9 protein-coding genes are annotated in these 13,669 nt (G+C 60.7%); 2 read left to right on the top strand and 7 right to left on the bottom strand.

Annotated elements, in window-relative coordinates; genetic code table 11:
- Positions 1-5 precede the first annotated feature (5 nt).
- The 7 genes from nadC to EB235_RS33690 form a co-directional block, all read right to left on the bottom strand.
- The gene (gene nadC, locus EB235_RS33720; protein WP_027033156.1) at positions 6-887 is read right to left on the bottom strand and encodes a carboxylating nicotinate-nucleotide diphosphorylase; all 882 of its coding nucleotides are present in this window, start codon (positions 885-887) and stop codon (positions 6-8) included.
- Between the two features lies 1 nt (position 888).
- The gene (locus EB235_RS33715; protein WP_027033157.1) at positions 889-2,430 is read right to left on the bottom strand and encodes an L-aspartate oxidase; all 1,542 of its coding nucleotides are present in this window, start codon (positions 2,428-2,430) and stop codon (positions 889-891) included.
- On the bottom strand, positions 2,427-3,401 hold the full coding sequence (gene nadA / locus EB235_RS33710; RefSeq protein ID WP_027033158.1) for a quinolinate synthase NadA: 975 nt from the start codon (positions 3,399-3,401) through the stop codon (positions 2,427-2,429). Before nadA ends, EB235_RS33715 begins: the two co-directional genes overlap by 4 nt.
- A gap of 64 nt (positions 3,402-3,465) precedes the next feature.
- The gene (locus tag EB235_RS33705; protein WP_027033159.1) at positions 3,466-4,425 is read right to left on the bottom strand and encodes an NUDIX hydrolase; all 960 of its coding nucleotides are present in this window, start codon (positions 4,423-4,425) and stop codon (positions 3,466-3,468) included.
- 573 nt (positions 4,426-4,998) lie between these two features.
- On the bottom strand, positions 4,999-6,714 hold the full coding sequence (gene nifA, locus EB235_RS33700) for a nif-specific transcriptional activator NifA (RefSeq protein WP_161634539.1): 1,716 nt from the start codon (positions 6,712-6,714) through the stop codon (positions 4,999-5,001).
- Positions 6,715-7,368: 654 nt separating this feature from the next.
- Positions 7,369-8,400, bottom strand: coding sequence for a LacI family DNA-binding transcriptional regulator (locus tag EB235_RS33695; RefSeq protein ID WP_010913552.1), 1,032 nt, complete (start codon positions 8,398-8,400; stop codon positions 7,369-7,371).
- A gap of 315 nt (positions 8,401-8,715) precedes the next feature.
- Positions 8,716-10,149, bottom strand: coding sequence for a dicarboxylate/amino acid:cation symporter (locus tag EB235_RS33690; RefSeq protein WP_027033161.1), 1,434 nt, complete (start codon positions 10,147-10,149; stop codon positions 8,716-8,718).
- 274 nt (positions 10,150-10,423) lie between these two features.
- Here EB235_RS33690 and EB235_RS33685 point away from each other — a divergent pair, with 274 nt between their 5' ends.
- Positions 10,424-12,277, top strand: a complete 1,854-nt coding sequence (locus EB235_RS33685) for a sensor histidine kinase (protein ID WP_051371163.1) — start codon at positions 10,424-10,426, stop codon at positions 12,275-12,277.
- On the top strand, positions 12,274-13,641 hold the full coding sequence (locus EB235_RS33680) for a sigma-54-dependent transcriptional regulator (RefSeq protein ID WP_027033163.1): 1,368 nt from the start codon (positions 12,274-12,276) through the stop codon (positions 13,639-13,641). The genes EB235_RS33685 and EB235_RS33680 overlap by 4 nt, the downstream gene beginning before the upstream one ends.
- The last annotated feature ends 28 nt before the right edge of the window (positions 13,642-13,669 follow it).

Below are 13,669 nucleotides of genomic sequence, written 5' to 3'. Positions count from 1 at the left end.
CTCCATCAGTTCAGATGCCTGTTGCAATTTCGGTCGGCCGGCATGTCGAGACCGATGTCTAGAATGGGCGCGCTGTGGGTAAGCCAGCCGACCGATATGAGGTCGACGCCGGTCGCCGCAATTGCCGCGGCACTCGCCCGCGTCACCCGGCCTGAAGCCTCGGTGATCGCACGGCCCCCGACCATAGCCACAGCCTGCGCAAGGTCCTCGACCGACATGTTGTCGAGGAGCACGGCGTCGACGCCCGCTGTAAGCGCGATCTCCAACTGGTCCAGCCTGTCCACCTCGACCTCGATCTTGACCATGTGACCTATGGCGCTGCGCGCGCGCTCGATTGCAGTGCGAATGTCGCCGGCAATGGCGATGTGGTTGTCCTTGATGAGCACGGCGTCGTCGAGCGCGAACCGGTGATTGGCACCGCCGCCCGCTCGTACCGCATATTTTTCCAGGACGCGCAGGCCCGGCGTCGTCTTTCGCGTGCACACGATTTTTGCGTGATGGCCCCTCACCGCGTTTACGAGCGTAGCCGTTGCCGTCGCGATGCCGCTGAGTTTGCATAAGAAATTGAGCGCCGTCCGCTCCGCCGTCAGCAGGCTGCGCGCCGGCCCGTTTACGATCGCGATGGTCTGGCCGGCCGAAACCTTGCCGCCCTCAGGACAACGCAGCTGGATGCTGATCCCGGGATCGACCAGCAGGAAGGCAAACATGACCAAGTCGAGCCCGGCAACAACGCCTCCCTGCCGGGCATTCAACGCCAGCGTCGCTTTGCAATCGGCGGGAATGATCGCATCGCTCGTGATGTCGCCGGCTCTGCCCAGGTCTTCAAGTAGGGCACAACGCACGATGGGCTCCATGATGATCTGGGGAAGTGGTGCAAGTGAAGTCATGTCAAAGGCTCCGTTCGGATGCTTGCCATCTGAGCGTGACGGCATTCTCAAAAGCTGTGCAGAGCGTCAGTCGTGAGGGGAGGGCGGCGGCATCGCGGCCAGGGAAATCGGATCGATAGTGGGAGCCGCGGCTCTCCTCGCGCCGAAGCGCGGCGATCGCCATCAACAATGCCACCAGGGCCGGATCGGCCGCGGCCGTCTCGCAAACAGATATCGGCAGCAGTGTCGCGACCGTGTCGCGCAGTGATTTCCCATTCCGAACAATGCCAAGCGCATTGGACACAATCGGGCGAATAGGTGAAGGGTCGGGCCGAATGGGAACAGTTGCGGGAAGCCTAGGCCACTGCCAACCCGCAGCGGTAGCCGCGACGCTTTCAGCCACCCAGGCGGCGGTTGCAACCGCTTCGGTCAGCGAGTTGCTGGCAAGCCGGTTGGCGCCATGCAGTCCCGTGCATGCGACTTCGCCACAGGCCCACAGGCCGCTAACGGAAGTTCGCCCATCGGCGTCAACGGCCACGCCGCCCATGTGATAGTGAGCAGCGGGCCGCACGGGAATGGGTTCCACCGCCGGATCGATGCCGGCATGCTTGCAAATAGCGTCGATTGCCGGAAAGCGTCTTGCGAATTTCTGCCCGAGACAATGTCGGGCATCGAGATAGACGCCATGCCCGGCTGCGAGCTGATCCGAGATCGCGCGCGCGACCACATCGCGCGATGCGAGTTCTGCCCCGGGCGTATCTGCCAGGAAGCGATGGCCGTGCTCATCGATCAGCACCGCGCCTTCGCCACGCACTGCTTCGCTGACAAGCGGCATTGGCCGGCGCGCAATGTCGAGGGCCGTTGGGTGGAATTGCACGAATTCGAGATCGGCTAGTTCCGCGCCCGCGCAGGCGGCCAGCGCCAGGCCATGCCCGAATGTGGAGAGCGGATTGGTTGTGTCGCAAAACAGGCCGCCCATCCCACCGGTGGCCAGCACCACGCGGCGTGTGGGCAATGCGAACACGCCGCCGTGCAGGGCAGCCACCACCCCTACAATGCTCCCTTCCGCGACAACCAAGCGAAGCGCTGTCATGCCTTCCATGATCGTGATCGAACGGGTTCGCCGCGCCACGCCGAGTAGCGCCCGAAACAACTCGCGGCCGGTTGCGTCGCCGGCGGCGTGCACGATGCGGCGACGCGAATGCGCCGCTTCCAGGCCCAGCTGCAGCCTCCCGTCCAGCGACCGGTCGAAAGGAGCACCAAGACGAATAAGGTTCTCGACGGCTTGAGGTGCGGCCTCTACCACCCGCCTGGCCATTTGTTCGTCGCAAAGCCCATCGCCGGCAGCAAGCGTATCGGCGAGGTGCAGGTCGGGGCTGTCGTCCTCCCCAAGACTCGCTGCGAGGCCGCCCTGCGCGAGGGTGCTCGAGGCCTCCGTCCCGAGTGGGCTTCTGGAGAGCAGAACGACTGGTTGCGGCGCCAGGTGAAGCGCCGTCATGAGCCCGGCGATACCGGCCCCGATGATGACCGGCGCTCCGCCAATGTGATGAATGTCCGCCGTCATACAAAGAGCATGCGTTCCACAGCCCAGCGGGCCCGTTCAGCGACATGAGGATCGATCGTGACGACGTGGCGGTTCTCCTCGATCGCGGTGCGGATGTTACGAAGTGTGATGCGCTTCATATGTGGGCACAGATTGCAGGGACGCACGAAATCCACGTCCGGATGCTCGACCGCGACATTGTCGCTCATTGAACATTCCGTCATCAGCGCCACACGCGCCGGCTTGTGCCAAGCGACATAGTCGGACATCGCCGCCGTCGAGCCGGCGAAATCGGCTTCCGCGACCACTTCAGGCGGACATTCGGGATGGGCAAGTACACTGATGCCGGGATGGGCCTCACGCAACTCGCGGATGTCGGCCGCCGAGAAACGCTCATGCACTTCGCAGCGCCCCTTCCAGGCAATGATCTCGACCTTGGTCTGCGCCGCGATGTTCTTCGCCAGATATTCATCGGGCAGCATGATCACACGCGGCGCGCCGAGCGACTTTACGACTGCAAGCGCGTTGCCTGAGGTACAGCAAATGTCTGACTCGGCTTTCACCGCGGCGGAGGTGTTGACGTAGGTGACGACCGGAACGGACGGATAGCGCTGCCGCATCATGCGCACGTCTTCGGCCGTGATCGAGTCCGCCAGCGAGCAGCCGGCGCCGAGATCCGGGATGAGCACGGTCTTGTCCGGATTGAGCAGCTTGACGGTCTCGGCCATAAAATGCACGCCCGCGAGCACGATGACGTCCGCATCGACCGTCATGGCCTTGCGGGCCAGCGCCAGGCTGTCGCCAACGATGTCAGCCACGCAGTGAAAAATCTCCGGCGTCTGGTAGTTATGCGCCAGGATGACGGCATTGCGCTGTCGCTTCAGTTTCAGGATTGCATCGATATCCTCGACGAAGACCGGCCACTCGATCGGTGGGATAACGCGCCGAACGCGGTCGTACAGTGAGGCGCTCGAAGGCAGGACGGCGCTCATCGAGCCTCCAGTTATAGTCTACCTGATTATAAGGCGTATATAATCGTTGTGACTATAAGCGGTGTCAAGCCCGTGCGATCGGCAATTTTGTGCCGGCCACAGGCCTCTCGTCGAGAATAGTATGGTGGAAGCGGTAGAGCTGCGCCGGCCGGCCGCCGGTCTCGGCGGTCGTCGCCCCTGTCTTCTCAACCAGTTCCTGCTGCTCTATGAGCCGGCGAAAGTTCGGCTTGTTGATGAGCCTGCCGGAGAGCGCCTCCACAGTTCGCTGTAGCTGCAAAAGCGTGAAGAGCGGCGGCATCAGTTCGAACACAACAGGCCGGTATTTGATTTTGGAGCGCAGTCGCGCAATAGCCGTTGCCAGAATGCGGCGGTGATCGGCGATCATCGATCTGCCCGGCACCGAAGCGAGGATGGCCAAAACTCCGCCGCGCTTTGCTTCCTCCACCAGGGCGGCTTCGTAGAGCAGCTCGTAGCGCTGCAGCGCGAGCTCTTCGTTCCATGCCCGGCCGTCCAAGGCAAAGGCAACCGCCGCTCGCCGTCGGCGATCGAAGCGCGTCGCGCCGTCGTCCGCGCCGTCCGCCCATTCGATAAGGCGCGGCCGCAATTCTTCCAGCACTATCGGGGGCCTGCCGGAGCGATGATCCTCCCACGGAAAATAGTCGTACCAGCTGGCCCAACTGCGCCTGCCCGAGGCGCCCGCATCTTCTTCGCGGGTGAGTGCGAGATAGCTGATCGAGATCACGCGCTGGTTGGCGCCGACCCGATCGCGATCGGCAAAGGTGTAGAGCTGCTCGATATAACCGAGAGGCTGACCGGTCTGCAGTTCTACCCATGCCCTGAGCCCCGACTGGAGCGAACGATGAGCGAGCTCAAACGGGCCCGAGGGAAGAGCGGCCCCCTGTTCGATGGTCAGAACACATGGTCCAGCGTCGTTCACGGCGACCACGACTGCGATCAGGTCGGCGTTGACATCGTTGGTCTTGCCTATGGTTCTGCCTTTCCTTGGTCCTTTGGCCTGATCCATGGTTCCTGACCCACTTGGGTAGGCCTCCGCGCGAACTGTCTAAACCGATTTAGTTCTGTTCTGTATCATACCAATCGTCGCGTCAACACCACGCGCTGTGGCGACTTTACCTCTTCGCGCCTGCACAAAAATATGCCAAACGCGACACTCGCCGTGGGTGACGCTGGGTGAGGAGAGACGTCGATTGAGCGTCGCTGGTTCGTGAAAGGCGATCACGCCGCCGGATATCCGTGCGCGAAAGGCAGTACGGCGCTTATCTGCCTGACGACCTACACCACTCCGGTTAGGCTGGTTGACGGCGTACTGTTCTCCGTTTCAATCGCGAGACATCCGGCACGGGGCCGGCGGAGCGACATGGCCATCGGACCGACCATGACGGCGCTGCGTTCTCGCCAACTTGATTGGGATACCAAGCGCCGTGCGGTCGAGCGGGCCGTGGATTGCGGCCGGCGCCAACAGGACGGCTGCAACGTCTCACCGACGGAGGTCCGAGCCGTACCAATCAACGCTCATTGTCCCAGCTATTCTCCTCGCGCGCTATCTCGCGGCCCTGCTTGAGGTCCGCGAGCCGGTTCAGAGATTCTTGATCTCGATACCGTATTTCCTCAGCGCGTAGCCAATCTGGCGCGGCGTCAGTCCAAGCAGGCGCGCTGCCTTTGCCTGTACCCAGCCGGATCTTTCCATGGCCGCGATGAGACGCTCGCGATCGGTCATCGTCGCGTCGCTTACGAGGCCTAGCCGAACAGGCGCTGGCAGTGCCTGCTCGCTGTCAACGGGCGGGCCGCCAAAGGCGGCCGAAGCAAAAGCACCAGACGATTGCATGGCCGGGTTCAGTGACGATGGTGCGATCGGCTCCGATTTCGGCGCAGTCTCCTTCGATGCGTGCTTCCATAGCATCGCGGAAAGGCATCGGCCGTGGCAGCAGTCAAAGTCGTTTCTGCCGATTGACGCTGCCGCTGCCAGGGTCGCTGTGCGCTGCACGCAATTTTCAAGCTCGCGGACATTTCCGGGAAAAGCACAGTTCATCAGCACTTCAGTCGCACTCGCATCGAAGACCATCGTACGGCCGTTCTCGCTGTTGAAATTCTTGAGAAACTCAGCGGCAAGGAGCGGAATATCACCGCGCCTTTCGCGCAATGGCGGCACCAGCAAGGGAACAACGCTGATGCGATAATAAAGGTCGGCGCGAAACTCATTCCTTGCAACCGCGTCTTCCAGGTTCCTGTTCGTGGCGGCAATCACGCGAACGTCGACCTTAATCGTCTGGTTGCTGCCGACGCGCTCGAACTCCTGCTCCTGCAGCACGCGCAGCAGCTTTGCCTGGAACGAGGCCGAAATCTCACCGATCTCGTCCAGAAACAACGTTCCCTTGTCGGCGAGCTCAAAGCGCCCCTTGCGCGAGTTGAATGCACTGGTAAAGGCACCCTTTTCGTGACCGAACAGTTCGGATTCCAGGACTGTCTCAGGGAGCGCTGCGCAATTGAGCTTGATTAACGGCCGCTTGGCGCGTCCCGACATCTCGTGAACGGCCTTGGCGACCAGCTCCTTGCCGGTCCCCGATTCCCCGCGCAGCAAAACGGTGCTGTTGGACCTGGCTACTAACGCGACCTTCTCAAGCAGCCCGCGCAGCGCCGGGCTGTCGCCAATGATCCCCTTGACATGAGCCCTTTTGCCCTCATGCCCAGGCTGCTTTAGTTCGCCGAATTGCTTTTGCATCCGGATTTTTTCGGCCATCAGTCGCTCGCGGTCGGACGCGAACAGGCGATGCAGCTTCACTGTCTGTCCAACCAGATTAGCGATTGTGGTAAGGAGGCGCAGGTCGTAATCGAGGAGGGAGCCTGATTTGTTGTCCAGGATGCGGTCGATGGTCAGCGTGCCCACGACGTTCGCATCGACGCGAATGGGTACGCCGATGAACGACACTTTCATGTTGTCGGACGCCCCGAGCACGTCCTTGTCGGCGGCGTTGAAAGCCGGATCCAACGCTATGTTCTCGGCGACGAGCGCCATGCCCGTCGTTATGATCTGGTCGATCGCCGCCCGTGGCAGATGCTTGCGGTAGCGCTCATCGCTGCCTTCGCTCCAGCCGGCGCCGACGGTCATGTCCGGTATGCCGGCACCGTCGCAGAGCGAGATGATGCCGTGCCGCACCTGCACCAACGATGGCAGGAGGTCGACGACGTTGGCCAACGCGGCTTCCAGCCCAGAGGGAGCGGTGAGCGCTGTCGACGTTTCAAAGATGTCCGGCGCCCTCTGGTGCAACGGCACAATAGGGACCACGTTATTCATCTCGGACTTTGAATTAGGGCTTTTCATTTTTGGAAGCGATATGCAGCGTGACGAGATCTGCCTGGCACTTTGCTCGCAGTTGCGAGTATCGTGCATGTGATCATCCATCTCGCGCCATGAAATCGATGCCCGAGGCAAGTGCGCCTATTGTCCAGCGCGTGGATGTCCTTGGCGAATCGCATTCGTCGGCGTCTTCGCTCCGCAGGCCGCTGCACAATCGACGAGTTTGCTCGCCTCGCCCTTGCACGCGGGGATTCATTGAAACACGAAAAGGCGTTGATGAAGATAGTCGTGACGATTGATCCGTCAGCAAGACGGACGTCTGCAGCCGGCTTTTCGCGCGCAATGAAATTGCCATCGAGATGATAGCTAATGTCGATGCCAGTCAGGCCCGGGCCGCGAGCAAGTGCGGCCCTGGCAAGATGGGGCGGCGTCATGCGGTCGATCGCAAAGCGGAGCGATGCTTGACGCATGGCTTTCCTCTCTCTTCATGAAGTGCGGGTCATCGTTCTCGGCTGACTGGCTTCCGCCGCGCAGCAATCATTCGTTGTTAAACGAGACCGGAATGAGGCAGGTGAGTCAATCAAACTCCCGCTGCTTTTCTTTCATGAATGAAAGGAAATTAGGCTCTCATGATAGTATTTTATCAGTTTTTCAGATGTTTTCCGGCAGATAGATCTCAAACGGCAGAAAAGTCTGCCCAAGCGTCTCCGAAGTGCCGACCTTGATGGCCTGGGCCATCAGCGTCATCAGTTCCTGGCAAAGCAGGCGCTGGGGCGTGGCGACCGACATCGTGATCATGCCATCTGCGAGTGCAGCCCGTGACTCCGGCGTGATCTCGTTAACGATCGCGACGAGACCCCGGCTTTCGCCTTCTTCACGGAGCGCGGAGATCGCTCCCTCCATACCTCCGCCGGCCACATAGAAGCCGGTGAGTTCGGGTTCCCGTTGCATGAGATCCAGCGTGGCCTCGTAGGTGATCTGCCGTGCCTCAAGGTTCACGAGCGGATCGAGCAGCTCGAATGCCGGTGCATTCTCACGGAAATAGGAGCGAAAGCCGACCTCCCGCAGCTCCTGCCCCTGAAAACGGTGGCTGCCGACAAAAACCGCCACCTTGCCCGGCCGTCTTGCGACCTTTGAAAGCATCCACGCTGTCGTCCGCCCGACCTTGCGGTTGTCGAGGCCGATATAACCCTCACGAACACCTTCGGCGAAATCGGAAAGCAGCGAGAAAACGGGGATGCCTTTTGCCTTGAGTTCTTGGACGGCTGCCGTGATCGCCGGATGGTCCGGCGCCACCATGGCGATCGCGTGGCAGCGCGCTCCGAATTCCTTGAGCAATGGAATAAGGTCGCATGGCATGTGCGACGGCGCGAATTCGATGAGCGAAGTGCCATGGAAGCACTTCGCCGCGTTGACCGCCGCTTCGACCTCACGCGCGAAGCCCTGGTAGAAGTGGTGAGTCGGTTTTCTCAAGATGAAGCCAAGCCGATATTGCGGCAGGTCCGGCTGCAGGCGCTGCTTGATAAGACCTGCGGCGTGATATCCGATGGCCTGTGCCGCCGCTAAGACCCGCTGCGCAGTCTCCTTCCGCACCGGATGACGGGCATTCAGAACTCGGTCAACGGTGGCAACACTAACCCCGGCTTCCCGGGCGATATCAGCAATTATGGGTCGCTTCGCCATTGTTCGAGTCTGATTAAACGACATCAAGAGTCCCGGCAAAGGTCGATTCAGTAAAATCTGTCATTCCTGCATTGATCCTGTTCGCTACCGAATTCTTGTCGTGGCATGGTGCGAGGTAGAAGCCGAGACGTAGAGCGTGGGCGAATTGTTCAGCCGTGCCGACGGCTCCGATCGAGCTCCACGCCCGGTTCCACGAACCGTCGCAAACTTCGGAGGCATTAAGCGCATCATCGATGGCTTGTGTGTCGTGCCCGGTGCAAGACCTTCGCAAGGCGCAGATGATTTTGCACCCACTGCATTTCGGGATTCTTGATTTCATCGGCCCGCGAGAGTTTGTTTGGAACCCGCGGCCCGATCGTCCGGCGTTTGGGACCAGCCAGGCGATTCAACCGGCAGCGATGCTGCCGAGTTGCTCGGCGCGGGCGTTCTCAGTGGCTGGCCGGTTGATGTCTCGGCAGGCTGGTGGCCGCAGAATGCAGCTTTCAATTGCGCCTGATCCAGTTCGCCTTCCCAGCGGGCGACGACGAGCGATGCCACCGCGTTACCGACCAAATTCGTCAGTGCCCGGCATTCCGACATGAAGCGATCGACGCCAAGGATCAGCGCCATTCCAGCAACGGGAACTGCCGGCACTACGGAGAGCGTCGCGGCCAACGTGACGAAGCCGGCACCCGTGACACCTGCTGCACCCTTGGAGGAAAGCATCGCGACGAGCAGCAGCAGGACCTGATCGCCAACTGACAAATCCGTATTCGTCGCCTGCGCGATGAAAAGGGCGGCGAGGGTCATGTAGATATTGGTGCCATCCAGATTGAAGGAATATCCGGTCGGGATAACCAGGCCCACGACCGAGCGCTTGGCGCCGGCCTTTTCCATTTTCTCCATGAGAGAGGGCAGCGCAGCCTCGGAGGAGGACGTTCCGAGGACCAGCAGCAGCTCTTCCTTTATGTAGCGGATAAGAGAAAAGATCGAGAAGCCGTTGTAGCGACAGACTGCACCGAGAACCCCGAATACGAAGAGGAAGGCCGTGAGATAGAAGGTCCCGACCAGCATCGCAAGGTTGGCTACCGAACCGATGCCATATTTGCCAATCGTGAAGGCCATTGCTCCGAAAGCACCGATCGGCGCGGCTTTCATCAGGATGCCGACCAATTTGAAAACGGGTGCAGTGAGGTCCTGAAGGAAGGAAAGAACCGATTTGCCCGATTCTCCGACCATCGCCAGCGCGATGCCGAAGAGGACGGAGAAAAACAACACCTGTAGAATGTCGCCTTCCACAAAGGCGCCGACAATCGTGGTCGGGATCATGTTCATGAGGAAGCCGGTCACGGACTGCTCATGGGCCTTTGAGGCATAGCCATTGACGGCTTGGACGTCGAGCGAGGTCAGATCGATGTTGAGGCCGGCGCCAGGCTGAATGACATTGCCGACGATGAGGCCGACGATAAGCGCGAGCGTCGAGAAGGTGAAGAAATAGACCATCGCCTTGCCGGCAACACGGCCGACCTTCTGAAGATCGCTCATGCCGGCAATTCCAGTCGACACGGTCAGAAAGATAACGGGCGCGATGATCATCTTGACGAGCTTGATGAAGGCATCGCCGAGCGGCTTCAGGTTTTCTCCGATTTGCGGATAAAAATGGCCAACCGCAACTCCGAGGAGGATTGCGACAAGCACCTGCACGTAAGGCTTGGCAAAAAGGGTCTTGCGGGGTGCGCGCTTTACGCTTGGAGCCAGTGGGGTCAACATGTAAGTTTTCTCTCCCTGACCGGTTTGGGGCGGGCTGTTCCTCCCCGCGGCTTCTCCCATCGCGGCGCCCCGGTCGAACGCTGCTGCGTTGTTGACCGCAATAGCCGTGCCAAGCCAAGAGAGCGCGGAAATCGCCGGAGCCTCAGGTATCTTCAACAAATCGCGCAGCAAGATTGTGCGGTTTTCCGCACGGATCGCCTTCCCTTCTGGCGGAACCCCGCACTATGGTTCGTCAATGATCGGTTTTAAGAATACGATGGCAGAAGAAGAAGACATGGGTAATGGCGCCTTCCAGCGCGCCCCATTGGTCTTCCCTGGTAGATCCGGCGGTCGATCTCTCTGGCTTGTGGTTTTGCTTGCAATTCTTGGTGCGGCGCTCTGTTTCGTCGTCTTTGCAACGGGACGCATCGCCGGCACCAGAGCAGAGTATGCCCTACGCGACCGTGCTCTTGCCGCGTTCCCGCTTGCAGCCGACAGTTTGAAAGGAGAGATCGAGAAGCAGCGAATGATTCCGCTGGTTCTGGCACGCGACGGTGCCGTTCAGGAGATGCTTCGCAGTCCGAGCACTGCCAACGAAGCCGCGCTTGATGAGAAGCTTCGCGCCATCGCGCGCGACGCCGGCTCTTCTATACTCTACATCATTAATCCTGAGGGCGTAGCGGTTGCTGCGAGCAACGCCGGCGAGCCGACCAGTTTCGTCGGCAGCGATTACCGCTTTCGCCACTACTTCACCGAGGCGATGGCGGATGGCGCGGCTATGCAATATGCGCTCGGCACGGTTAGCGCGCGCCCTGGTCTCTATCTGTCGAGCCGGGTCGATGGGCCGGAGGGGCCGCTCGGTGTGGTTGTGGTGAAGGTGGAGCTCGACCGCGTCGAGTCGCGTTGGCTGGAGAGCGGCTTCGTGGTCTTCACGACCGATGAGCGAGGCGTGGTTCTTGCCACGAGCGTGCCCCAATGGCGTTTTGGCGCTCTCTCACCGCTTTCCGCAAAGGAGAAGCAAACCGCTCGCGATCGTCTGCAGCTACCGGGCGTGACTTTCGAGCCGGTGCCGCTTTCCCGCCGCGGCGACAACCTGGTCACCGCAACTCCTGAGAGTCGATCAGCCGGTTTCGTTGCGGTTTCGCAGGATCTCGGCAAAGCAGTTCCGGGCTGGCGCATGTCGTTGCTCATCCCCGCCGACACCGAGATCTCCTCGGCGGTCATGACAGCCCGCGTGACAACGCTGCTTGCCCTCGTTCTCGTTGGATTCGTCATTTTCATCATTGTTCGACGGCGGCGGGCGGCCCGGCAGCGGCAAGAAGTGCTTGTATTGCTGAATGCGGAACTGGAGCATCGCGTCGAACTGCGCACGGCGGAGCTCCAGAGCTCGAACGCAGCGCTCGCCGGTGAGATCGCCGAGCGAGAGAACGCTGAAGCAAGAGTGCGTCGCCTGCGCGAGGAACTCGCCCAGGCGAACCGCTTGTCAATCCTGGGACAGATAACGGCCGGGGTCGCCCACGAGATCAACCAGCCGGTCGCCGCAATCCGCACCTATGCTGAAAATGCCGCGCGTCTTCTAGGGATCGGCCGGTCGCAAGAAACCGCCGAGAATCTGACCTCGATCGTCGCCATAACCGGCAGGATCGGCACGATCACTGAAACGCTAAGGTCCTTTTCCCGCCGCGCCAGCGGATCGATGGGACCGATACTGGCGGACGACGCGATCGACGGCGCTCTGTCGCTTCTTTCAGGCCGAATTCGCGATTCCGGGGTGACGATTGAACGGAAGCGGATCGATCCGTCTCCAATTGTCATGGCAAGCCGCATGCGACTGGAGCAGATACTCGTCAACCTTCTCCAGAACGCGCTTGACGCTCTGAAGGATCAACCGAAGCCCCGCGTCGAGATAGCGCTCGCCGAAAACGGGGAAATGGTCGCTATTTCCCTTCGGGACAACGGCCCCGGCCTTGCCCCCGACATTCGCAGGAGCCTCTTCATGCCGTTCGTTACCAACAAGGAAAAGGGTCTCGGTCTTGGCCTGGTCATTTCGCAAGAGATCGCACGTGAGCTCGGCGGCTCGTTGCGGCATGATGATGCCGGCCACGGGAGAGGGACTTCCTTCACGGTCGAGCTGAGGCGAGCGGCATGAGTGCTGAATCAGGACCGGTCATTTTTATCGACGATGACGAGGATGTGCTTCGCGCAGCCACGCAGATGCTGAAGCTTGCCTCGTTCTCACCGAGCGTGTTCGGTTCGGCCGAGGCCGCACTCGCCAGAATCGACGGGAACTTCGATGGCCCTGTCGTGAGTGACATCCGTATGCCCGGGCTGAACGGACTTCAGCTCTTCGAGCGAGTGAAGGCGATCGACCCGGAAATTCCGGTTGTCCTGATCACCGGGCATGCCGACGTCGAGCTGGCCGTTGCCGCCATCAAGGATGGCGCCTACGATTTCATCTCGAAGCCATATGCGAACGACCGGCTTCTCGTGACGCTGCATCGCGCTTCGGAAAAACGGCGCCTGGTCCTGGAAAACAGACGTCTTAGGGATGCGGTTGTCCGATCTGCGGGCGATATCCCGCTGATCGGGGAGGCACCGACCATGATTCGATTGCGCGAAACTCTCCGCCAGATCGCCGATACTGATGTGGATGTCCTTGTGGAAGGCGAGACGGGCACGGGCAAGGAGGTGGTCGCGGATCTGCTTCACCGCTGGAGCAGACGACGCACGAAGCCCTTCGTTGCCCTGAATTGTGGAGCGCTGCCCGAAAGCGTCATCGATAGCGAACTTTTCGGGCACGAGGCAGGCGCCTTTACTGGCGCGCAGAGGCGCAGGACCGGTCGCATCGAGCATTCGAACAGAGGGACGCTCTTCCTCGACGAAATCGAGTCGATGCCGCCAGCACTCCAGGTGAAGCTTCTGAGGGTGCTTGAGACCCGACAGATCACGCCGCTTGGCACGAACGAAACCCGCAGCATCGACCTTCGTGTCGTGTCGGCTACCAAGGCCGATCTCGGCGATCCGGCCGCCCGCGGAGATTTCCGGGAAGACCTTTATTTCCGGCTGAATGTGGTGACGCTCCGCATCCCGCCGCTTCGCGAAAGGCGCGAAGACATCCCGATGCTCTTTGGGCATTTCCTGGAACGCGCCTCCAAACGCTTCAGCAGGCCAGTTCCGGACATAAGCGCTGGCGTGCGCGATCGCCTCGTGAGCCACAATTGGCCCGGCAATGTCCGTGAACTCGTGCATTTCGCCGATCGCGTTGCATTGGGACTTGAAAGGCTAGGCACGCCCATTGCATCAGGTCGAAAGGAACAAGCGGTATCAAGCCTCCACTTGTCCGAGAAGGTCAGCCTTTATGAGGCGACTGTCATCCGCGATGCCTTGCAGGAATGCGGCGGCGACGTGAGGCGCACGATCGAAGTCCTGGGAGTTCCCCGCAAGACCTTCTACGACAAGCTGAAACGGCATGGGATAGACACGGCCGATTATCGAAAAACCGCCATTGGCTGAAGCCTTCTTGCTTGCATGTCGCGGAAAA

It is taken from the genome of Mesorhizobium loti R88b (genome assembly GCF_013170845.1).
GTDB classification, from domain to species: Bacteria; Pseudomonadota; Alphaproteobacteria; order Rhizobiales; family Rhizobiaceae; genus Mesorhizobium; species Mesorhizobium loti_B.
This window is presented reverse-complemented; position numbering and strand designations above follow the sequence as displayed.

Excerpts from the sequence above, each read along its gene's own strand:
- nadC (WP_027033156.1), bottom strand. The coding sequence starts at position 887 with ATGACTTCACTTGCACCACTTCCCCAGATCATCATGGAGCCCATCGTG.
- EB235_RS33715 (WP_027033157.1), bottom strand. The coding sequence starts at position 2,430 with ATGACGGCGGACATTCATCACATTGGCGGAGCGCCGGTCATCATCGGG.
- nadA (WP_027033158.1), bottom strand. The coding sequence starts at position 3,401 with ATGAGCGCCGTCCTGCCTTCGAGCGCCTCACTGTACGACCGCGTTCGG.
- EB235_RS33705 (WP_027033159.1), bottom strand. The coding sequence starts at position 4,425 with ATGGATCAGGCCAAAGGACCAAGGAAAGGCAGAACCATAGGCAAGACC.
- nifA (WP_161634539.1), bottom strand. The coding sequence starts at position 6,714 with ATGAATAACGTGGTCCCTATTGTGCCGTTGCACCAGAGGGCGCCGGAC.
- EB235_RS33695 (WP_010913552.1), bottom strand. The coding sequence starts at position 8,400 with ATGGCGAAGCGACCCATAATTGCTGATATCGCCCGGGAAGCCGGGGTT.
- EB235_RS33690 (WP_027033161.1), bottom strand. The coding sequence starts at position 10,149 with ATGTTGACCCCACTGGCTCCAAGCGTAAAGCGCGCACCCCGCAAGACC.
- EB235_RS33685 (WP_051371163.1), top strand. The coding sequence starts at position 10,424 with ATGGGTAATGGCGCCTTCCAGCGCGCCCCATTGGTCTTCCCTGGTAGA.
- EB235_RS33680 (WP_027033163.1), top strand. The coding sequence starts at position 12,274 with ATGAGTGCTGAATCAGGACCGGTCATTTTTATCGACGATGACGAGGAT.